Origin of the sequence: Heterorhizobium halophytocola (genome assembly GCF_017873095.1) — a bacterium.
In the GTDB taxonomy this organism is placed as follows: domain Bacteria; phylum Pseudomonadota; class Alphaproteobacteria; order Rhizobiales; family Rhizobiaceae; genus Allorhizobium; species Allorhizobium halophytocola.
Window position 1 is genome coordinate 65,546 of record NZ_JAGGJU010000007.1, and the last position, 20,977, is coordinate 86,522.

Annotated in this window: 19 protein-coding genes; 11 read left to right on the plus strand and 8 right to left on the minus strand. The window is 63.5% G+C overall.

What is annotated here, in order from left to right; all coding sequences use genetic code 11:
* Nucleotides 1-86: 86 nt before the first annotated feature.
* The 4 genes from lnt to trmB all read left to right on the plus strand — a co-directional run bounded on the left by lnt (nt 87) and on the right by trmB (nt 4,439).
* Complete coding sequence (gene lnt / locus J2Z17_RS13605) at nt 87-1,682, plus strand: apolipoprotein N-acyltransferase (protein WP_209945895.1); 1,596 nt, start codon at nt 87-89, stop codon at nt 1,680-1,682.
* A gap of 152 nt (nt 1,683-1,834) precedes the next feature.
* Complete coding sequence (locus J2Z17_RS13610) at nt 1,835-2,254, plus strand: helix-turn-helix domain-containing protein (RefSeq protein ID WP_209945897.1); 420 nt, start codon at nt 1,835-1,837, stop codon at nt 2,252-2,254.
* A 221-nt stretch (nt 2,255-2,475) separates the two neighbouring features.
* Nucleotides 2,476-3,714 (plus strand): methionine adenosyltransferase, encoded by a 1,239-nt coding sequence (gene metK / locus J2Z17_RS13615; protein ID WP_209945899.1) that lies wholly within the window; start codon nt 2,476-2,478, stop codon nt 3,712-3,714.
* Between the two features lie 14 nt (nt 3,715-3,728).
* Nucleotides 3,729-4,439 carry a tRNA (guanosine(46)-N7)-methyltransferase TrmB gene (gene trmB, locus J2Z17_RS13620; RefSeq protein WP_209946325.1) on the plus strand — a complete coding sequence of 237 codons (711 nt, stop codon included), beginning with the start codon at nt 3,729-3,731 and terminating at the stop codon, nt 4,437-4,439.
* A gap of 37 nt (nt 4,440-4,476) precedes the next feature.
* Here the strand turns inward: trmB and J2Z17_RS13625 are convergent, their stop codons facing one another.
* Both J2Z17_RS13625 and J2Z17_RS13630 read right to left on the minus strand, forming a co-directional pair.
* Complete coding sequence (locus tag J2Z17_RS13625) at nt 4,477-4,734, minus strand: BQ00720 family protein (protein ID WP_209945901.1); 258 nt, start codon at nt 4,732-4,734, stop codon at nt 4,477-4,479.
* Nucleotides 4,735-4,779: 45 nt separating this feature from the next.
* The gene (locus J2Z17_RS13630) at nt 4,780-5,199 is read right to left on the minus strand and encodes an Hsp20 family protein (RefSeq protein WP_209945903.1); all 420 of its coding nucleotides are present in this window, start codon (nt 5,197-5,199) and stop codon (nt 4,780-4,782) included.
* A 142-nt stretch (nt 5,200-5,341) separates the two neighbouring features.
* Here J2Z17_RS13630 and J2Z17_RS13635 point away from each other — a divergent pair, with 142 nt between their 5' ends.
* Nucleotides 5,342-6,286 carry a nucleoside hydrolase gene (locus J2Z17_RS13635; RefSeq protein ID WP_209945905.1) on the plus strand — a complete coding sequence of 315 codons (945 nt, stop codon included), beginning with the start codon at nt 5,342-5,344 and terminating at the stop codon, nt 6,284-6,286.
* 78 nt (nt 6,287-6,364) lie between these two features.
* Here J2Z17_RS13635 and J2Z17_RS13640 read toward each other — a convergent pair whose 3' ends face one another.
* The 3 genes from J2Z17_RS13640 to J2Z17_RS13650 form a co-directional block, all read right to left on the minus strand.
* Nucleotides 6,365-8,671, minus strand: coding sequence for a methyl-accepting chemotaxis protein (locus tag J2Z17_RS13640; protein WP_209945907.1), 2,307 nt, complete (start codon nt 8,669-8,671; stop codon nt 6,365-6,367).
* A gap of 187 nt (nt 8,672-8,858) precedes the next feature.
* Nucleotides 8,859-9,758 carry a ribokinase gene (locus tag J2Z17_RS13645; RefSeq protein ID WP_209945909.1) on the minus strand — a complete coding sequence of 300 codons (900 nt, stop codon included), beginning with the start codon at nt 9,756-9,758 and terminating at the stop codon, nt 8,859-8,861.
* Between the two features lie 144 nt (nt 9,759-9,902).
* Complete coding sequence (locus J2Z17_RS13650; protein ID WP_209946326.1) at nt 9,903-11,093, minus strand: DNA recombination protein RmuC; 1,191 nt, start codon at nt 11,091-11,093, stop codon at nt 9,903-9,905.
* Nucleotides 11,094-11,392: 299 nt separating this feature from the next.
* Between J2Z17_RS13650 and J2Z17_RS13655 the strand changes: the two genes are divergently transcribed.
* The 5 genes from J2Z17_RS13655 (at nt 11,393) to truA (ending at nt 17,090) form a co-directional block, all read left to right on the plus strand.
* Complete coding sequence (locus J2Z17_RS13655; protein WP_209945911.1) at nt 11,393-12,931, plus strand: globin-coupled sensor protein; 1,539 nt, start codon at nt 11,393-11,395, stop codon at nt 12,929-12,931.
* A gap of 257 nt (nt 12,932-13,188) precedes the next feature.
* Nucleotides 13,189-14,691: a globin-coupled sensor protein gene (locus J2Z17_RS13660; RefSeq protein WP_209945913.1), complete on the plus strand. Its 1,503-nt coding sequence runs from the start codon at nt 13,189-13,191 to the stop codon at nt 14,689-14,691.
* A 129-nt stretch (nt 14,692-14,820) separates the two neighbouring features.
* The gene (gene def, locus J2Z17_RS13665) at nt 14,821-15,339 is read left to right on the plus strand and encodes a peptide deformylase (protein ID WP_209945915.1); all 519 of its coding nucleotides are present in this window, start codon (nt 14,821-14,823) and stop codon (nt 15,337-15,339) included.
* A gap of 45 nt (nt 15,340-15,384) precedes the next feature.
* The gene (gene fmt, locus J2Z17_RS13670) at nt 15,385-16,332 is read left to right on the plus strand and encodes a methionyl-tRNA formyltransferase (protein ID WP_209945917.1); all 948 of its coding nucleotides are present in this window, start codon (nt 15,385-15,387) and stop codon (nt 16,330-16,332) included.
* Entirely contained in the window at nt 16,332-17,090 is a 759-nt protein-coding gene (gene truA, locus J2Z17_RS13675) for a tRNA pseudouridine(38-40) synthase TruA (protein WP_209945919.1), read from the plus strand. The genes fmt and truA overlap by 1 nt, the downstream gene beginning before the upstream one ends.
* Nucleotides 17,091-17,096: 6 nt before the next feature.
* Here the strand turns inward: truA and J2Z17_RS13680 are convergent, their stop codons facing one another.
* The 3 genes from J2Z17_RS13680 to dapD all read right to left on the minus strand — a co-directional run bounded on the left by J2Z17_RS13680 (nt 17,097) and on the right by dapD (nt 19,922).
* Nucleotides 17,097-17,693 carry a hypothetical protein gene (locus tag J2Z17_RS13680; protein WP_209945922.1) on the minus strand — a complete coding sequence of 199 codons (597 nt, stop codon included), beginning with the start codon at nt 17,691-17,693 and terminating at the stop codon, nt 17,097-17,099.
* Nucleotides 17,680-18,873 carry a succinyl-diaminopimelate desuccinylase gene (gene dapE / locus J2Z17_RS13685; protein WP_209945924.1) on the minus strand — a complete coding sequence of 398 codons (1,194 nt, stop codon included), beginning with the start codon at nt 18,871-18,873 and terminating at the stop codon, nt 17,680-17,682. Before dapE ends, J2Z17_RS13680 begins: the two co-directional genes overlap by 14 nt.
* A 194-nt stretch (nt 18,874-19,067) precedes the next feature.
* Complete coding sequence (gene dapD, locus J2Z17_RS13690) at nt 19,068-19,922, minus strand: 2,3,4,5-tetrahydropyridine-2,6-dicarboxylate N-succinyltransferase (RefSeq protein ID WP_209945926.1); 855 nt, start codon at nt 19,920-19,922, stop codon at nt 19,068-19,070.
* A 152-nt stretch (nt 19,923-20,074) separates the two neighbouring features.
* Here dapD and J2Z17_RS13695 point away from each other — a divergent pair, with 152 nt between their 5' ends.
* Nucleotides 20,075-20,947, plus strand: a complete 873-nt coding sequence (locus J2Z17_RS13695) for an LOG family protein (RefSeq protein WP_209945928.1) — start codon at nt 20,075-20,077, stop codon at nt 20,945-20,947.
* The last annotated feature ends 30 nt before the right edge of the window (nt 20,948-20,977 follow it).

Consider the following 20,977-nt stretch of genomic DNA (forward strand, 5'->3'; position numbering starts at 1 on the left):
TTCCCGCCGTCCGGCGGGGGACAAGTCCGGCATTTTTTGGAAGACTGCGGGCGAAACGATTCGCCTCAGCAGGGAAGGGACGGCGCATGTACCGACTGGCCGGCAGCATCATGCTGCTCTGGGGCGTGAAACGCGCTTCTCTTGCAATCGTCATGGGTGCCCTGGCAGCACTGGCACTTCCCCCCTTCAGCTTCCCCGCAACGCTTTTCGTCTCTTTCACGGTTCTGGTCTGGCTGCTCGACGGCACCACCGGATCGGCTGACGGCGGCATTCTGCGCAGCTACCGGCAGGCCTTCGTCACCGGCTGGCTGTTCGGCTTCGGCTATTTCGTCGCCGGTCTGTGGTGGGTCGGTTCGGCGCTGCTGGTCGAGGCCGACGAATTCGCCTGGGCCCTGCCGCTTGCGATTGTCGGGCTGCCGGCGCTGCTGGCGATCTTCTACGGAATGGCGACGCTGATTGCCCGGATCTTCTGGTCCGAAGGCTTCGGCCGTCTGGCGGCGCTGGCGCTCGGCTTCGGGCTTGCCGAGTGGTTGCGCAGCTTCGTCGCCACCGGTTTTCCGTGGAACGCCATCGGCTACGGCGCGATGCCGATCCCGGTGATGATGCAGTCGGCCCATGCGATCGGTCTCTTCGGCGTCTCCGCCCTCTCGGTCTTCGTCTTTGCAACGCCTGCGCTTCTGGGCACCCGTCGCGGCCGGGTGACGGGCATCGTGCTCGCGACATTGCTGGTGGTCGTCCATTTCGGCTATGGCGCCTGGCGACTTTCTGAGGCGCCGGCCACGGCAGCAACCGAGAAGACGCTGAGCGTCAGGCTGGTCCAGCCAGCCGTGGAGCAGACCGACAAGAACGGCGACGACGACCGCGAGCAACAGTTCGACGACCTCTTGAAACTGTCGGCCCTGCCGCCGAAGGCGGGCGACAAGCGCCCCGACCTGATCGTCTGGCCGGAGACCTCCGTGCCCTTCATCCTGACGGAAAACCCGGATGCCTTCACCCGCATCGCCGATACGCTGCAACCGGGACAGGTGTTGCTGGCGGGCGCCGTGCGGGCCGAGGATCGCGGCCCGGGCTATCCGCCGCGCTATTACAACTCCGTCTTCCTGATCAATGACAAGGGGGAGATCATCGGCGCCTCCGACAAGGTGCATCTGACGCCGTTCGGCGAATATGTGCCGTTTGAGGATGTCCTGCGCCAATGGGGGATCGACAACCTGATCAGCCTGCCCGGCGGCTTCACGGCGGCCTCTGCCCGCACCATGCTGACGCTGCCGGGCGGCATCAATCTCTATCCGCTGATCTGCTACGAGATCATTTTCCCGCAGGAGATCGACGAGGCGCCGGCTTCCACCAATGCCATCGTCAATGTGACCAATGACGGCTGGTTCGGCGATACGCCCGGCCCCTATCAACATTTTCTGCAAGCGCGGGTGCGGGCCGCGGAGACCGGATTGCCGGTCATTCGCGATGCAAACAACGGTATTTCGGCGGTTATCGACGGCAAGGGACAAATTGTCGCAGGTCTTTCACTGGATAAAAAACAGGCCGTCGACGCAACGATAAGTTTACTAAGTGTTTCAAAATGGAACGATTCTGGCCGATTTTATAACTTCTGGTTGATTATAGCATGTCTGGCATTGGCGGCGGTCGGTTCCCGCGCAGGTTTTATTAGCGCCTTGGATTGACCGAAAACCCCTAAAATTGCATAGTCATATACGTCGTATATCAGTCTCTATGCTTGTGTTATTATACTCACAGTACAACGTTCGCGTTTAGTGGGGCTTGCAAGCAGAGCGGGTTATGGCAGTGACTGAAAACCACCTTGTCAGGAATAATCATGGTCGAAAATAAGAAGAAGCCGAACCCGATCGACATTCATGTCGGGAGTCGGATCCGTCTGCGCCGTACAATGCTTGGCATGAGCCAAGAAAAATTGGGCGAAAGTCTCGGAATCACATTCCAGCAAATTCAGAAATACGAGAAGGGCACTAATCGTGTTGGCGCCAGCCGACTGCAGAATATCTCCAATATTCTGACCGTGCCGGTTTCGTTTTTCTTCGAGGATGCGCCTGGCGACAATATTGTCGACGCGAACGGCATGGCCGAAGCTTCCAATTCCAACTACGTGGTCGATTTCCTGTCGTCCTCGGAAGGTCTCCAGCTCAATCGCGCCTTCGTCAAGATCGGTGACCCGAAGGTACGCCGCCGCATCGTCGAGCTTGTCAAGACGCTCGGTGCCGAAGGCGACGCCGACTGATCCTCCCTCCCAAGGTTGATCCGTGTCTGAGGGCGGCCGTGAAGGCCGCCTTTCGTCTGTGTAGGGCGTGCCCGTCCTCTGCGATGGCCGGGCGCTGTCGACTGTGATAAAAGCCTCAACTGAAATATCGACATAAAGATATCTTTATGTCGTTGTGCGCTTGTTTTTCGACAACGAAGCGCCTAACAAGATCATGGCTTTTTCACTGAGGGGAATCCCGCATGCGCTCACACTACATTTTCACCAGCGAGTCTGTTTCCGAAGGTCACCCTGACAAGGTTTGCGACCGCATTTCGGACGAGATCGTTGACCTGGTCTACCGCGAAGCGGCCAAGACCGGTGTGGATCCCTGGACTGTGCGCATTGCCTGCGAGACGCTTGCGACCACCAATCGGGTGGTCATTGCCGGTGAGGTCCGGTTACCGCCGAGCCTGATGAAGACCGACAAGAACGGCAAAGAGGTAATCAACCCCTCGAAGTTCAAGTCGGCGGCGCGGCGCGCCATCCGTGACATCGGCTATGAGCAGGACGGTTTCCACTGGAAGACGGTCAAGATCGACGTCCTCCTGCATTCCCAGTCCGCCCATATCGCGCAAGGGGTCGACAAGGCCTCCGATCACGACAACTCCGAAGGCGCCGGCGACCAGGGCATCATGTTCGGCTATGCCTGCCGCGAGACCCCGGACCTGATGCCGGCCCCGATCTACTATTCCCACAAGATCCTGCAGCTGCTCGCGATCGCCCGCAAGAGCGGCGAGGGCGATGTCGCCAAGCTCGGACCGGACGCCAAGAGCCAGGTCTCGGTCATCTACCGCGACGGCAAGCCCTCGGAAGTATCCTCCATCGTGCTGTCCACGCAGCATCTCGACGAGAGCTGGGATTCCGCCAAGGTCCGCAAGGTTGTCGAACCCTATATCATGGAAGCGCTGGGCGATCTGCCTGTGGCCGCCGATTGCAAGTGGTATATCAATCCGACCGGCAAGTTCGTCATCGGCGGTCCGGACGGTGATGCGGGCCTGACCGGCCGCAAGATCATCGTCGACACCTATGGCGGGGCCGCCCCGCATGGCGGCGGCGCATTTTCCGGCAAGGACACCACCAAGGTCGACCGGTCCGCAGCCTATGCCGCCCGCTACCTGGCAAAGAACGTCGTGGCTGCGAATCTCGCCGAACGCTGCACCCTCCAGATCGCCTATGCGATCGGCATCGCCCAGCCGCTGGCCGTCTATGTCGACCTGCATGGCACCGGCAAGGTGACCGAGGACGAAGTCGAAGCGGCGATCCGCAAGGTCATGGACCTGTCGCCGTCCGGCATTCGCCGCCATCTCGACCTCAACAAGCCGATCTATGCCAAGACCTCCGCCTACGGCCATTTCGGCCGCAAGACCGGCCGCGACGGCGCGTTTTCCTGGGAAAAGCTTGACCTGGTCAAGCCGCTGAAGGAAGCGATCAAGGCTTGAACGACGAACTCGACATGAGCGGCCGCCCGAGCCGCGCGACCGAAGCCTTTTTCGGTCGCCGCAAGGGCAAGCCCCTGCGCGACCTGCAGGTCGAGCGGATGGAGCATTTGCTGCCGGCGCTGAAGGTGGATCTGTCGACAGCTCCCCCTTCCGAGCTGGCTGCATTGTTTCCCGGCCCCGTCGAGCGGCTTCGTCTGGAGATCGGTTTCGGCGGCGGGGAGCATCTCGTTCACCGCGCCTCGGAAAATCCGAGGACGGCCTTTATCGGCGTCGAGCCTTTCGTCAACTCGATGGCGAAGCTGCTGGCGAGCGTGGAAGAGCGTGGCCTTGAAAATATCCGCGTCTACGACGACGATGCGACGCAGTTGCTCGACTGGATGCCGGAAGCCTCGATCGATCACATCGACCTTCTTTATCCCGACCCCTGGCCGAAGAAGAAGCACTGGAAGCGGCGCTTTGTGTCACAGGTCAATCTGCAGCGGTTTCACCGCGTGCTGAAGCCGGGCGGGCGCTTCTGCTTCGCCTCGGATATCGACACCTATGTGAACTGGACGCTTCTGCATTGCCGCGACCATGGCGGCTTCGAATGGACCGCGAAAGAGGCCGCCGACTGGATCACCCCGTTCCAGACCTGGCCGGGCACGCGCTATGAGGCGAAGGCCAAGCGCGAAGGGCGGACATCCGCCTATCTGACATTCAACAAGATCGACCTGCCGGCCGCCTGACGGCGGCTGCGGCGTCCTTGCCTTCGAAGAAAAGACCTCAGTGCAGGCTGACGGTCTTCAGATCGTCTTCCGCCGCCCGGAAAAACGTGCTCGAGCGATTATCGGTCAAAAGGATTGGCGTGCCATCGGCGCCGAACAGGGCCCAAAGGTCTACGCCGGGATCGATATCGGGAGCTTCGGGAAAGCAGCGGGCAACTTCTTCGGCCTGCATTTTCCGGATGTAACCAACTTCACCGGAGCCGAGATGGGCCAGATCGGAGGCCGTCAGGCCGGTGTTTGCTTCTCTCAACAACATTTCATTTCATCCACTTGATGCGAGTCGGCACGAGGGCCGATGCCTTCATGGTGATGGAGAAATGTTAATTTTTCTGACCATTCTGCTGGCATCGGGCTGGTGCAGGTCGATCTTCAGCAGACCGTTGGACAGCCGGGCCTCCACCACCTCGAGGCCGGGTGCCAGCAGAAACACCTTCTGGAACTGGCGGGCGGCAATGCCCTGGAACAGGTAATCGGCGTTCGCCTGCTCCAGCTGCCGGCCGCGAATGGTCAACTGGTTGCCGGCGACCTGCAGGTCGAGTTCGCTCTCGTCGAAGCCGGCCACCGCCAGCGTGATGCGCAGCCGCTCGGACGGGCCGCCGAGAATGCGCTCGATATCATAGGGTGGATAGCCGTCATTGTTGCGAACGAGGCGCCGGTCTAGATCGAAACCGATCCGGATATGAAATGCGGTGTGATTTGCTTCCGGTTTCGATCCGCCCATCGACTACGCCCTGACCCTGCTCCCTCGTGCCTCTTTTCGACCTCCATATGGGCATGCCGTATCGGCGGCGCAACCCGGCAATCGCTTGACAATGCGATGGCCGAATGGTGAGCAGACGCAAAGATCAGCAAAGGACATCGGCATGAGCGCAGCAAGGAAGATAATCATCGATACCGATCCGGGCCAGGACGATGCCGCGGCCCTGATGCTGGCGTTTGCAAGCCCGGATGAGCTCGAGGTTCTCGGCGTGACGACGGTTGCCGGCAATGTGCCGCTGGCGATGACCAGCCGCAATGCGCGCGTCGTTTGCGAACTCTGCGGCCGAAGCGATGCGCGGGTCTATCCCGGCGCCGAGCGTCCGATGGTAAAGCCGCTGGTGACGGCCGAACATGTCCACGGCAAGACCGGTCTTGACGGCGCCGAGCTGCCGGAACCGAGCATGCCGCTGCAGGACACCCATGCCGTCGATTTCATCATCGACACGCTGCGCCACGAGCCCGCGGGCACCGTGACCCTCTGCACGCTCGGGGCACTGACCAATATCGGCCTGGCCTTCAAGAAGGCGCCCGATATTGCACCGCGCATCCGCGAACTGGTGATGATGGGCGGCGGCTTCTTCGAGGGCGGCAACATCACGCCCGCCGCCGAGTTCAATATCTTCGTCGATCCGCACGCCGCCGAGATCGTCTTCCGCTCGGGCGTGCCGATCGTGATGATGCCTCTCGACGTGACGCATCAGCTGCTGACGACGAAGGCACGCGTCGCCCGGATCGCTGCGCTCGCAACACGGCCGGCCGAGGTGCTGAAGGGCTGGCTCGAATTCTTCGAGCGCTTCGACGTGGAGAAATACGGCTCCGATGGCGGCCCGCTGCACGACCCGAGCGTGATTGCCTATCTGCTACGGCCCGACCTTTTCGACGGCCGCGACTGCAATGTGGAAATCGAGACGGTGTCGGAACTGACCATCGGCATGACGGTTGTCGACTGGTGGCGCGTGTCGGGCCGGCCGGCCAATGCCAGGGTCATGCGCAAGGTCGATGCCGACGGCTTTTTCGATCTCCTGACGGAACGCGTCGCCCGGCTCTGAGACGACTGGGGACTAACAAAAAGGCCGCCGACTGGATGGTCGGCGGCCTTTTTGTTGGTGTGTCGGTCGGGGCGGGGCTTAAAATTCCTGCCAGTCGCCACCGCCGCCGCCTGCAAAGCGTTTGGCCGGAACGGCGCGACCCACATCTGTCGGCCCGGGCTGCCGCATGGTCGCCGCGGTCGCCCGCAGCTGCTGGCCGGCGGACCCGCCACCAATCCTGAATCGACCGACGAGCGCGCTCAGATTGGCCGCTTCGCTGTTCAGCATCTGGCTGGCGGCCGAGGTTTCCTCGACCATCGCCGCATTCTGCTGGGTCACCTGGTCCATCTGGTGGACGGCGATGTTGACCTCCTTCAGGCCGGACGACTGCTCGCTGGCAGACGAGGAGATCTGCAGCACCAGGTCGTTGATCTGCATCACCTGGTCGGCGATCTTGCGCAGCGCATGGCCGGCATCGCCGACCAGCTTGACGCCTTCGCCGACCTGCTGGCCGGACGTGGTGATCAGCGCCTTGATCTCCTTGGCGGCATGGGCCGAGCGCTGGGCCAGTTCGCGCACTTCCTGGGCGACGACGGCGAAACCCTTGCCGGCTTCTCCGGCCCGGGCTGCCTCGACGCCGGCGTTCAGCGCCAGAAGGTTGGTCTGGAAGGCGATGTCGTCGATCACGCTGATGATGCGCGAGATTTCCTCGGACGACTGGGCGATCGACTGCATCGAGCCGACGGCACGGGTAACGACAGTGCCGGAGGCCTCCGCGTCGTCGCAGGCGGCCGTCACCGTCTTCGCCGCCATCTGGGCATTCTCGGCGCTGGCATGCACCTGTTCGGTGAGCTCGTTGAGGGCGGCAGCCGTCTCTTCGAGGCTTGCCGCCTGCTGTTCGGTGCGCTTCGACAGGTCATCGGCGCCGCGGCTGATTTCCGCCGTGCCGCTGGTCATGCCGTGTACGGCTGTATTGACCGAGCTAATGGTCTCTTCCAGGCTTCCGACAGCGGCGTTGAAGTCGGCCTTCAGCCCGGCGTATTCGCCGGTGAAGTCCTCGCTGATGCGATGGGTCAGGTCTCCCTGCGACAGGGCCGCAAGGCTTCTGCCCAGCACATCGACAATGTGCTGCTGGCGGGCGGAATTCGCCTCGCGATCGGCCTCGGATCGTGAGCGCTCGCTCTCGGCATCCTCGCGATGGCGGCGGGCATCCGCTTCCATGGCCTGCGTCTGCGCCAGGCGACCGCGGAACCCCTCGAGCGCCTTGGCCACCTCGCCGACCTCGTCGGGGCGGTCCTGCCCCGCAACCGGTTCGGCATAGTGCCCGTCGTTCAAGTCGGAGACCGCACCGATCAGGCCGCGCAGCGGCGCGCGAACGAAGACGCGGACGGCAAACCAGAGTGCGGCGATGACGGCGATCAGGCTGACGAGACCGGCAATGATGGTCAGCGTCGTCTGGGCGTTCACAGGCGCGTTGATGGCGCTCAGCGGGATGTCGATGATGACGGCCCAGGTGGTGTTCACGCCGGGAACGGCAAAGGGATAGACAAGGCGGCTGTAGTCGCCGAGGCCCTCGGCGGACAACCCTTCGACAATCTGGTCGGGACCGCCATCGAGGCTCGCCTTCAGCACGTCGGCACCGGCGTCCTCATAGGGTTTCATGATGTCGGCGTCGGTCGGTGCGACCAGCCACTGGGCGTTCTGCGCCACCAGCAGCACGCGGCCGTTGCCGAAGGGATGCAGCGCCTTCAGCTTGTCGGAGAGCGACAGCAGGGAGATGTCGACGCCGCTGACGCCGATCATCTTGCCGTTCGACATCACCGGATAGGCGATCGAGCTCATCGTGGTCGGAACGTCGGTGCCTTCGGCCAGATAGGGCGCGGTAATCGCGCCCTTGCCGGATTTTGCGGCAAGCGCATACCAGGCAGCGCTATAGTCATTCTTGAAGGTCGAGAACTGGATGCCGCCATCCTTGGTCTTGGACCAGTAGGGGGTGAAGACCCCATTGTCGTTGGCGCCGAGATCGCTATTGCCCTTGACGTCGTCCTGCCGGCCGTCGAAGGCCTTTTCCTCTTCGGCAAACCAGCTGCCGAAAGCAAACGGGTTCTGCTCCAGATTGGCTTTCAGGATGTTGATGGCGCCCTTGCGGTCGAAGGACTGTCCGGCATGGCCGCGGCCCAGAACACCCGCCATCGAGCGGGCGGCGCTGGCCAGTTCGCCGATATCGGCGGCCACCTGGTTGGCGATGGCCTTGGCCTCGGAACGGGCCTGGTCATTGGTAAGGTCATGCACGCGATCGCGCGTCTGCCCGATCAGGATCGCATTCGAGATGACGAGAACGGCCGCAATCGCAAGTCCGGTGACGAGCAGCAGCTTGGCGGCAATCGATTTGCCTGGGAAAATCATCGGCGGGAGCCTCGGCGAGGGCCGCTGGCCAGTCATTGAACCTGCGGCGTGGAGCTATGCGGTGCCCCCTCATGGAACATCGTGCCAAGACCATGTCGGCAGGCGGAGAGTTACGCAGATCTGCTTAACAAGATATGACCGGTTTTCCGTGGATTTTAGGGGGTGTCGGACGCGCCGGGCGCGAAACTCATAACCGTGCGGCGACCTCGGCCGCGGTCGGGATGGCCGGCTGCGCGCCGGCCTTCATGCAGGCAAGCGATCCGGCGACGGCTGCGCGCCGCAAGGCGGTCTCGAAATCCAGTCCGGCATCGAGCCCGGCGGCCAGGTAGCCGCAGAATGTATCGCCCGCCCCGACGGTGTCGACCGGTTCGATCGAGAGGCCGACAGCGCTCATCAGTTTGCCGTCGCGGGCAGCGATGACGCCGTCGCCGCCCAGCGTGACGATGATCGTCTGACCACGGTCGCGGTGCAGCGCAAGGACGGCCTCCTTGCGTTCCGATGCGCTCAGCCGCTCCCGGCCGGTCAGCAGCTCGAACTCGGTCTCGTTGGCGATCACGATGTCGCAGAGCGAGGCCAACTGCGCGGCCTCCCGCGTCAGCGGTGCGGTGTTGATCACCGAAATTACCCCGCGCGCACGCGCCAGCTTGAGCCCGGCCTCTATAGCCGGCGCCGGGATTTCCAGCTGCAGCATCAGGATGTCGCCTGCCTGCATCGCCTCGACGGCTGCAATTGCGGCAGATGCGCCGACCTTGCCATTGGCGCCGGGTACGACAGCGATCATGTTTTCCCCATCGCCGCCAACCAGGATGAGCGCCGTGCCGGTCGGTCCCGGCAGATGCGCCGTCGCCGACAGGTCGGTGCCGGCCTCTGCCAGCAAGGCAAGGGCCGGCTCGGCAAATGTGTCGTCTCCGACGGCGCCGGCCATGCGCACGGATGCGCCGGCCCGGGTCGCTGCCAGCGCCTGATTGGCACCCTTGCCGCCCGCCGCTGTGGAGAAGTTGCTGCCGGCAACGGTTTCGCCGGGCGCGGGCAGCCGGGCTGTGGTGGCGATGAGATCCATGTTGATGGAGCCGAGGACGGTGATCATGGCATGCTTCCGTTTTGCCGAAGCACAGCGCGATCGTTTCGATCCGCCCGGCACTTCGGGGTCTTGTCGTGACGCATGCCTTTGGTCCGTAACCGGTTACCCCTTTCGGGGACATGCCCTGGGAGGCGATATAGACGACAAGCGTCAGTCGTCGTCAACCACCCTCAGCTTCAACAGGCCGGTGCGGCTCTCGACACCTTTCGGTGGCGCATCGCCGGCTTCGCGCTCCTTGTCCGGCGCCGCTTCGAATTCCAGCGCCTCGATCTTGGCGCCGCGGCGGTTCAGCTTGTCGGTCGAGGTGAGGATCATCTCGACATCCTTCTGGGCCGCGAGGAAATGGCTCTGCAGCTTGCGCGTCCGGTCGTCCAGCCGCGACAGATCCTCCATCAGCTGTACCACCTCGCCCTGTATCAGATGCGCCTGTTCGCGCATGCGCTGGTCCTTCAACACGGCCTGTATCACCTGGATAGACAGCATCAGCAGCGAGGGGGAGACGATCACCACGCGCAATTTATGCGCCTTCTGCACGACGCCCTCGAAATTCTCGTGGATCTCGGCGAACACCGATTCCGAGGGGACGAACAGGAAGGCCATGTCCTGGGTCTCGCCGCGCAGCAGGTACTTGTCGGAAATGTCCTTGATATGCACCTCGATATCCCGGCGGAACTGCTGGCTCGCCAGTTTTTTCTCTTCCGGCGTTTCGGCATCGCGGATGGCATTCCAGGCCTCGAGCGGAAACTTGGCGTCGATGACCAGAGGCGGCGAGCCGTTCGGCATGCGGATGGTGCAGTCGGGGCGCGAACTGTTGCTCAGCGTCGCCTGGAACTCGTAGGCCCCCATCGGCAGGCCGTCGGCGACGATCGTTTCCATCCGCGACTGGCCGAAGGCACCGCGCGTCTGCTTGTTCGACAGGATCGCCTGCAGCCCCACGACATCCCTGGCAAGCGACTGGATGTTGTTCTGCGCGGCATCGATGACGGCGAGCCGCTCCTGCAGATGGCGCAGATTGTCATGGGTCGACTTCGTCTGCTCGCTGAGGCTGGTGCCGATACGCTGTGCCATGCCGTCGAGGCGCTGGTTGATCGCCCGGTTGAACTCCGACTGGCGATTGCTGAAGACATCGGTCATCGCCGCGATCCGCCCCTGCATTTCCGATTGGCTGCGCAGCAGCTCTGCCAGGCGGGCCTGCGCGTCCGCCTCGCGGCGGGCAGCGTCGACATGCGTCTGTGCCTGCCGCCTCGCACCGGAGCGCAATGCGGCGACGAGGGCGATCAGCAGGACGACCATCAGGCCTCCGCCGAGGCACAACAGAGAGAGGCCGAGCGATATGTCCATGCCGTGCAGTGTGGCAACGCGGTGGCTGAGTAAGGAGGAGGGGTCACTGGTCATGCCGGGCACTCTAGCAGATTTGGCGCCCATGGCCAGATCAAAACGAGAACATGGGGGTTCGAGGAGTCCGCGCCGGGCGCCGCTTCCGGGAGACGGATCTCCGGACAAACAAGTAAGAACACTGATAAATTGGGGAGCGGACTTGACACTCGTCAATAATGAAAATTTTACCGTTTTTGGTGCATTAGTGAAAACTAACTAAATTAATGGCTTTGCATACACATCCGGCACAGGGCGGGCAGATCATGACTGACAAGACCAACGAAAAGATACTGGCCGAGCGCCTGGCCTTTATCGGCCTCGACGAGGAGGCCAAGCAGGTACTGCGCAAAACGGGACCGGCCATCCGCAAGCATATGGGCGCGGCGCTGGACACCTTCTACGACAAGGTCCGCAAGACTCCGGAGACGGCAGCCTTCTTTTCGGATGAAGGCCATATCAAGAGCGCCAAGGGGCGTCAGGAGGCCCATTGGGGCGTCGTCGTCTCGGCCGCCTATGACCGCCGCTATGTCGAGGGTGTCGAAGCCGTCGGCCGCGCCCATGCGCGTATCGGCCTGGAGCCGCGCTGGTATATCGGCGGCTATGCCCTGTTGATGGAGCAGCTGATCCACGCGGTGATGAAGGAGCACTGGCCTTCCCGGTTCGGCCGGCAGGGCGCGGATGACCTCGCCCGCGAGGTCTCCGTGGTGGTGAAGGCCGCATTGCTCGACATGGATTATTCGATCTCGGTCTATCTCGACATTCTTGCCGAGCAGCGCCGGACCGCCGAAGAAGCCCGCCAGAAAAACGAGGCGGAGCAGAACGAGGCCGTGTCCGCCTTGCGCGGCGCGCTTCGCCAGCTCTCCGACGGTGACCTGGAATCGAAGCTCGGCAACGGCCTGGCGGAGAATTTCGACGGCATGGTGCAAGACTATAACGACACCGTCGAAAAGCTGCGCTCGACCATCGGTACGGTGCGCAACGCCGCCGAGCAGATCTTGCAGTCGACAACGACGATCGCGGCCGCCGCAGACGATTTGTCGCAGCGCACCGAACAGCAGGCCGCCGGCCTGGAGGAAAGTACCGCTGCCCTGCACGAACTGACCGACAATGTCGGGCGCACGGCAAGCGGCGCCCAGCAGGCGGCCAATGCCGTGCGGGTCGCACTCAGCGAGGCCCATTCCTCCGGCGAGGTCGTCACCGAGGCGGTCGAGGCGATGGGAGCGATCGAAAAATCCTCCGACGAAATTTCCAAGATCATCGGCGTGATCGACGAGATCGCGTTCCAGACCAATCTGCTGGCGCTGAACGCCGGCGTCGAGGCGGCACGTGCCGGCGAGGCCGGCCGGGGCTTTGCGGTGGTTGCCCAGGAGGTGCGGGAACTTGCCCAGCGCTGCGCCGGTGCTGCCAAGCAGATCAAGGGGCTGATCTCGCAAAGCAGCGGCCAGGTGCAGACGGGCGTCGGGCTGGTCAACAATGCCGGCGGGGCGCTACAGAGCATCATCAAGCGCATCGACGAGATCAACGGGATCGTCGGCCAGATCGCAACGGCGGCTGCCGATCAGTCCGGCGGCCTGAAGGAGGTCAACTCGGCCGTCGGCAGCCTCGACCAGATCACCCAGCAGAATGCCGGCATGGTGCAGGAGACCTCGTCGCAGACCGAGCACCTGCATCAGGAGGTCGAGCGCCTGGTCGATGCCTTGCGCGGATTCAAGTCCCGGGATCTGGACAGCCGGCCGAACGATGCCGAATGGAAGCGCAAGACACAGTCGTCGCAGGCGTCGCCACTCCGCCGCACGGCCTGATGCCGCTCGCGGCAGACGCACGGACCGCCAGAACTGGCCTTCCGGCCGTTGCAGTTTGTTAAGCAACGCCGTCCGATCTTGGCCGCCGGTGATCGGGGCAAGACCTTGATCGAAAAGATTGAAGGGTCTGCTGCGCCCCCGGAATGGAAAGAAAGGCTATGCCATCGGTCAGATCCGATGGCATAGCCTCGTGCCGCTTTTGCGGCCTTTCGCCGCCATGCGCCGCGCCCGGCATGAGGACAAGGGGCGGACTGCACATGACGACCGAGACCAATCGCGATCTCCTTCAGGAAAGACTGGAATTCCTGGAGATCGATGCAAAGAGCAGCGAGACGCTGACGGCGCTGCGCCCGAGCCTCGATTCCATCCTTGGGCCGGTTCTCGACCAGTTCTACATCAAGATGGCCGCCCATCCCAAGCTCTCGCGGTTCTTCAAGGACAAGGCGCATATGAACGGCGCCAAGGCGGCGCAGACCGTTCACTGGGGCCGGCTGGCGGATGGCCGGTTCGACGGAGCCTATGTCGACAGCGTGACCAGCATCGGCAAGACCCATGCCCGCATCGGACTGGAGCCCCGCTGGTATATCGGCGGCTATTCGGCGCTGCTGATTGGCCTGATGCGCGGTATTCTGCTGCGCCACTGGCCGTCGCGATTCGGCCGCGGCAAGATCGAGGCGCTGGCCGACAAGCTGGCCAGCGTGATCAAGGCCTCGATGCTCGACATGGACTATTCGATCTCGGTCTATCTGGAGGCGCTCGAGGCCGAGCGGCGCAAGCTCGCCGATGAGCGGGCGCAGATCGAGAATGAGCAGAAATATGCCCTGGAGCAGCTGAGCCAGGGCCTGCATGCGCTTTCAACCGGCGATTTCCAGTCGAGGATGACGACCGAGCTGCCGGAGAATTTCCGCCGGATGGCAGAGGACTACAATCGCACGGTCGATCAGCTCAGCGCTTCCTTCCTCTCCATCCGCCATGCCTCGCAGGAGATCCTCGACGGTACGGACAATATCGCCCGGGCCTCCGGCCAGGTCGCACAGCGCACGAGCGAACAGGCGGCCGGCCTGCAGCAAAGCTCCACCGCGCTGGAGCAGCTGTCGATCAGTGTCGGCCAGACCGCCACCAATGCGCTGAAGGCCTCCACTGCCGTCGAGGAGACCCAGGCCCGCGCCCGCGATTCCGGCGATGTCGTCAACCAGGCCGTCGACGCCATGGCGGCGATCGAACGGTCGTCCAGCGAGATCTCCCAGATCATCGGTGTGATCGACGAGATCGCTTTCCAGACCAATCTTCTGGCGCTGAATGCCGGCGTGGAAGCGGCGCGTGCCGGCGATGCCGGCAAGGGCTTTGCCGTGGTCGCGCAGGAGGTGCGCCAGCTGGCCCAGCGCAGCGCCGATGCCGCCAAGGAGATCAAGGCACTGATCCTGCAGTCGAGTTCCCAGGTGCACCACGGCGTCGATCTGGTGAGCAATACCGGCGCGGCGCTCACCGACATGATCGAGCGGGTGTCGTCGATCAACACCTTCGTCGCCGATATCGCCACCTCCGCCCGCGACCAGGCGGTGGCGCTGAACGAAGTCAACCTCGCCACCCGCACGATCGACACGCTGACGCACGAGAATGCCGAGATGATGGAACGCAGCTCGGCGGAAACCCAGCGTCTGCGGGGAGAGGTGGCCGGATTGGTCGATCTTCTGGCGCGGCTGAAGACGGGAGAGGCCGACAGCATCGGCACCGCCATCCTGGCGCGCGCTGCCGCCTGAACCGTGGTTTGCGGGAGACCGGGACGATGGGCGCTTCGGTGCCCATGCACCGCCTGACCCGGCAAGATGCCGGCTGCGGCCGACATTTTTGCGTTTCTTTTTGGGCCGGTTTTGGGTTATGGGAACGCCATGACGATCAAGCCACTCATAATCTTGCCGGATCCCGTCCTGCGGCAGGTTTCCAAGCCTGTCGAACGCGTCGATTCCGAACTTCTGTCCCTGGCGAACGACATGCTGGAGACGATGTACGATGCCCCGGGCATCGGCCTTGCCGCCATCCAGATCGGTGTGCCGCGCCGCATGCTGGTGATCGACGTCGCCAAGGAAGACGAGCCGAAACAGCCCGTTGTCTTCATCAATCCGGAGATTGTCGCGTCGTCCGACGACCTCTCGACCTATGAGGAAGGCTGTCTGTCGATCCCGGACTATTATGCCGAGGTGGAGCGACCGGCCAGCGTCACGGTGAAGTCGCTCGACCGCGACGGCAAGGAACAGCTGACCAGGGCCGAGGGCCTGCTGGCGACCTGCCTGCAGCACGAGATCGACCATCTGGATGGGGTGCTGTTCATCGACCATATCTCGCGGCTAAAGCGGGACATGGTGATCAAGCGCTTTACCAAGGCGGCAAAGAGCAAGGGCGTTCTGTAGATCGCCTGACACCATCGCCGGCAAGATCCGACCACGGGAGCAAGCATGAGCCTGCGCATCATCTTCATGGGCACGCCGGATTTTTCCGTGCCGACGCTGCGAGCGCTGGTCGACGCCGGCCATGAGATCGTCGCCGTCTACAGCCAGCCGCCACGTCCCGCCGGACGCCGCGGGCTTGACCTGAAGGCGTCGCCCGTGCTCCAGGCTGCCGAAGCACTCGACATCCCGGTTCTCACACCGTTGAATTTCAGGCAGGACGATGATAGGGAAGCCTTTCGTGCCCATGCGGCCGACGTTGCCGTGGTTGTCGCCTATGGCCTGCTTTTGCCCGAAGCGATCCTGAACGGCACCCGGCTCGGCTGCTACAACGGCCATGCCTCGCTGCTGCCGCGCTGGCGGGGTGCAGCCCCGATCCAGCGGGCGATCATGGCCGGCGATGCCGAGACCGGCGTCATGGTCATGCAGATGGAAAAGGGTCTCGACACCGGACCCGTGGCGCTCACCCGCAAGGTCGCGATCGGTCCCGACACCACGGCGGGCGAGCTGCACGACCTGCTGATGGTCGCCGGCGCAGACGCCATGGTCGAGGCTATGGCCCGGCTCGAAGCGGGTGACCTGCCGCTGACGCCGCAGGCAGACGAGGGCGTGCTCTATGCCGCGAAGATCGACAAGGGCGAGACCCGGATCGATTTCGGCAGGCCGGCGGCCGAAGTTCACAATCACATTCGCGGCCTTTCGCCCTTTCCCGGCGCCTGGTTCGAAACGGAAATCGGCGGCCGCCCGGAGCGGGTCAAGGTGCTCGGCTCGACGCTTGGCCAGAGTGGTGGCAACAACGTCGGCAGGGCCGGGACGGTGATCGGCAACGACCTGACGGTTGCCTGTGGCGATGGTTCTGTCCGGCTGACCCGGCTGCAGAAGGCCGGCGGCAAGCCGCTCGATGCCTTCGATTTCCTCCGGGGCTCTCCGCTGCCGCCCGGCACGGCGCTGTCCTGATGCCGCGTTTTCGCCTGACGGTCGAATATGACGGCACGCCCTATGTCGGCTGGCAGCGCCAGGACAACGGCGCCTCGGCCCAGGGCGCGCTCGAAAAGGCCGTGCTGTCGCTGACCGGCGAAACCGTCTCCATCCGCGGCGCCGGGCGCACCGATTCCGGCGTGCATGCGGTCGGTCAGGTGGCGCATGTCGATCTGTCGCGCGACTGGGCGCCCTACAAGCTGCGCAATGCGCTGAACGCCCATCTGGCACAGGCCCGCGAGGCGGTCTGCGTGGTCGATGCCTTCTCGGTTGCGGACGATTTCGACGCGCGCTTCTCGGCTATCCGCCGGCATTATCTCTATCGCATCATATCCAGGCCGTCGCGGCTGGTGCTGGAGCGCAATCGCGCCTGGTGGGTTTCCAAGGAACTCGATCATGAGCAGATGCATGCGGCCGCCCAGCAGCTTGTCGGCCATCACGACTTCACCACCTTCCGCTCGGTGCATTGCCAGGCCCATAGCCCGGTCAGGACGCTCGACCGGCTGGATGTGAGCCGCAATGGCGACCTGATCGAGATCCGGGCAACGGCGCAGAGCTTCCTGCACAACCAGATCCGCTCGTTTGCCGGCACGCTGAAAATGGCGGGCGAAGGCCGGATGTCGGTGGACGACGTGAAGGCCGCGCTCGAGGCGCGCGACCGCTCCGCCTGCGGTCCGGTGGCGCCACCGGAGGGGCTCTATTTCATGAAGGTCGAATATCCCGGCGACGCCCCGTAGGCGGCGTCAGCCGACGGTAATGCCGAGGAAACGCTCCAGCAGCTCGGTTACCAGGATCGACGGGATCAGCAGCACGGTGGTCATCGTCGCTGCCGTCAGCAACTGGCCGCCGCAGAGCATCTGCATGACGCGCATGTAGACAAAGACCATCGCCAGCATCAGGATGAGCCAGATCATCGCCACGAGGCCCGCAATGGCGGGCAGCAGCATCAACAGCAGGATCAGCACGGCGTAGAGATAGGTAAACGGCACCGTCACCCAGTTGGTGGTGGCGACGATCGCCGAAAACCGTTCGCCGATGCCGAGCGTCCAGGCCAGTATGCCGGCAAGCACCAGCGGCAGAATCCAGTTCATCGCCTCGATCATCGCCACCCGCAGGAAGAAGTCGATGCCGACCGACGCGCCGTCGGGCAGCAGGGCCAGATGGCCGAGCATCAGCCAGTACCAGGAGATACCGATGGCCGGCAGGGCAAAGACGATGGCGAAGAACGAGCGCATCGCCCCGCGATCGGTGAAGTCGAGATATTTGAAGCCGCCCGGATCCTGCTTCAGCAGCAGCCAGATGCCGGTGAGATAGAGTTCGACTTCCTTAAGTGTTGGCATGGAAGAACCAGCGTTCGATAAAGGACTGGTAGATGCGGGTCAGGGTTTCCAGATCCGCGACATCGACATGCTCGTCGACCATGTGCATGGTCTGGCCGACCAGGCCGAATTCCACCACCGGGCAGTAATCCTTGATGAAGCGGGCATCCGAGGTGCCGCCGGTCGTCGACAGCGTCGGGCGCTTGCCGGTTACGGCCTCGATGGCGTCGACGAGCGAACCAGTCAGCTGGTCGTTGCGCGTCAGGAACACATGGCTCGGGCGATCGGTCCAGGCGAGGTCGTATCGCACCGGGTCCCGGCCGATCCTTAAGGGCGAGGTCTCGGCCGCTTTCGCCAGGCGCGCCTCGATCTCGCGCTTCAGCGTCTCGACCGACCAGGTATCGTTGAAGCGAATATTGAATCTGGCGCTCGCCTTGGCGGGAATCACGTTGGTCGCACCGTTGCCGACATCGATCGAGGTGACTTCCAGATTGGACGGCTGGAAAGTCTCCGTGCCGGCGTCGAAGGGGGGATCCATCAGCGCGGCAGCGAGGCTGATGATCGCGCGCACCGGATTGTCGGCGAGATGCGGATAGGCGGCATGGCCCTGCACGCCAAGGACCGTCAGGGTGCCGGACAGCGAGCCGCGCCGGCCGATCTTGATCATGTCGCCGAGCGCATCCGGATTGGTCGGCTCGCCGACGAGTGCGCCATCCCAGCGCTCGCCATTTGCGGCTGCCCACTCCAGGAGCTTGATCGTGCCGTTGATGCCGGGGCCTTCCTCGTCGCCGGTAATCACCAGCGAGACGGAGCCGGGAAGCGGACCCTTTTGCTGGACGACGCGCGAAAGGGCCGCGACGAAACAGGCAATGCCACCCTTCATGTCGACGGCGCCGCGGCCGTAGAGCTTGCCGTCGACGATCTCGGCGGCGAAGGGCGGATGCGTCCAGTCCCCTTCCGCGCCGACCGGCACCACGTCGGTGTGACCGGCAAACATCAGATGCGGGCCGTCCGTGCCGAGCCGGGCATAGAGGTTCTCGATGTCGGGCGTGCCCTCGGCGGTGGCGGTCATCCGCGTGACGGTGAAGCCTTGCGGTTTCAGCATGGCCTCCAGGACGCCGAGCGCGCCTCCTTCCGCTGGCGTCACGGACGGGCAACGGATCAGGGCCTTCAGGTTTTCTACGGGATTGTCTGCAGTCATGAGGTCCATATGCGGAAACAGGCGGGGCGGATGAAACGCACACGATCCGTCGAGATGTAGCCGATTGCCCGGCGCGTGTCACCCGGACGCATTTAGGATGCGCCGGCGCGATATGCATCGGTGCACGATGAAAAAAACAGGGCGGGTTGCGCTTTGGCAACCCGCCCCGTGGAATTCGCAGCAAACCGGTCGGCTCAATCGCGCAGCAGTTCGTTGATGCCGGTCTTGGAGCGGGTCTTCTCGTCGACGGTCTTGACGATCACGGCGCAGTAGAGGCTGGGACCCTGATCGCCGTTCGGCAGGGGCTTGCCCGGCATGGTACCAGCCACCACGACCGAATAGGGCGGTACTTCGCCATAAGAGATCTCGCCGGTGGCGCGGTTGACGATCTTGGTCGACTTGCCGATGAAGACGCCCATGCCGAGCACCGAGCCCTCGCGCACGATGCAGCCTTCCACCACTTCCGAGCGGGCGCCGATGAAACAGTTGTCCTCGATGATGGTTGGGCCGGCCTGCAGCGGCTCCAGCACGCCGCCGATGCCGACGCCACCCGACAGGTGCACATGGGCGCCGATCTGGGCGCAGGAGCCGACCGTTGCCCATGTATCGACCATGGTGCCTTCGCCGACATAGGCGCCCAGATTGACGAAGGAGGGCATCAGCACCACATTGGGTGCAATGAAAGCGGATCTGCGCACGATCGCACCCGGTACGGCGCGCAGGCCCGCCCGTTCGAACGAGCTGACGCTCCAGTCGGCGAACTTGGACGGAACCTTGTCCCACCAGGTCGAGCCGCCGGGACCGCCGGGAATGACCGACATCGGGTTGAGGCGGAAGGACAACAGGACGGCCTTCTTCAGCCACTGGTGCACCGTCCATGTTCCGTCGTCGGCGCGGTTGGCGACGCGCACCTGGCCGGCGTCGAGCATGTTGAGCGCCGTTTCGACCGCATCACGGACTTCGCCCTTGGTCTCGGCGCTGACCGCGTCGCGGTTTTCGAAAGCGGATTCGATCAAACTTTCGAGGGAGGTCATGTCCGTGGAGTTCATGTTAAATCCTTAAACTTCGATGGGTATCTTCCAGGCGGAGGGAAGCCGGTGACGGCAGGCGAAACCGTTCGATGCTCTAGCGCATTCCAGCGGCATTGAAAACAGCTCCGGGCGTTGAACGGTCCCCGGATGCGACAGAAAGGCATGACGAAATGGCAGACACAAGAGCGGGTCGGCAAAGACGGGCAGATGGCGTCTGGGATCCGCTGAAAGACAGTTCCTCCGATCGCGCGCGCGCAGAAGGCGTGCCGAAGACCCCGCAATCGACATCCCCCTCCTACCGGCTCGCCTATGCCGACGACGACTTCCTCTGCCGGGAGGAACTGCGTCCCGTCCGGCTGCAGCTCGAGCTGATGAAGGCCGAGATGATGCTGACCGAAAGCGGCATCAAGTCCACCGTGGTCATGTTTGGTGGCGCCCGCATCCCGGCCCCCGGCGCGGCGGCCTGGGCCGCCCGCAACGAAAAGCAGAAGGAGAGCCTGGAGGCCGCCTCGGTCTATTACGAGGAAGCCCGCAAGTTCGCCCGGCTCTGCTCTGAGGAATCGGCCCAGCACAATCATCAGGAATATGTGATCGTGACCGGTGGCGGTCCCGGCGTCATGGAGGCCGGCAATCGGGGTGCGGCCGATGTCGGCGCACCCTCGATCGGGCTCAACGTCGTGCTGCCGCACGAGCAGGCACCCAATCCCTATGTGACGCCCGAGCTCAGCTTCAACTTCCACTATTTCGCCATCCGCAAGATGCATTTCCTCATGCGGGCCAAGGCGATCACCATCTTTCCGGGCGGCTTCGGCACGCTGGACGAGCTGTTCGAGACGGTGACGCTGATCCAGACCAAGCGCATGGAGCCGGTGCCGCTCATCCTGTTCGGCGAGGCTTTCTGGCGCCGGATCATCGACTTCCAGGCGCTTGCCGATTTCGGCACGATCGCGCCAGACGACGTCAAGCTGCTGAACTTCGTCGAGACCGCCGATCAGGCCTGGAAGATCATTTCGGACTTCTATGCCGAGGCCGACGCGCGCTGAGCGATGTCCTTGCTGCCCTGACCTGAAACG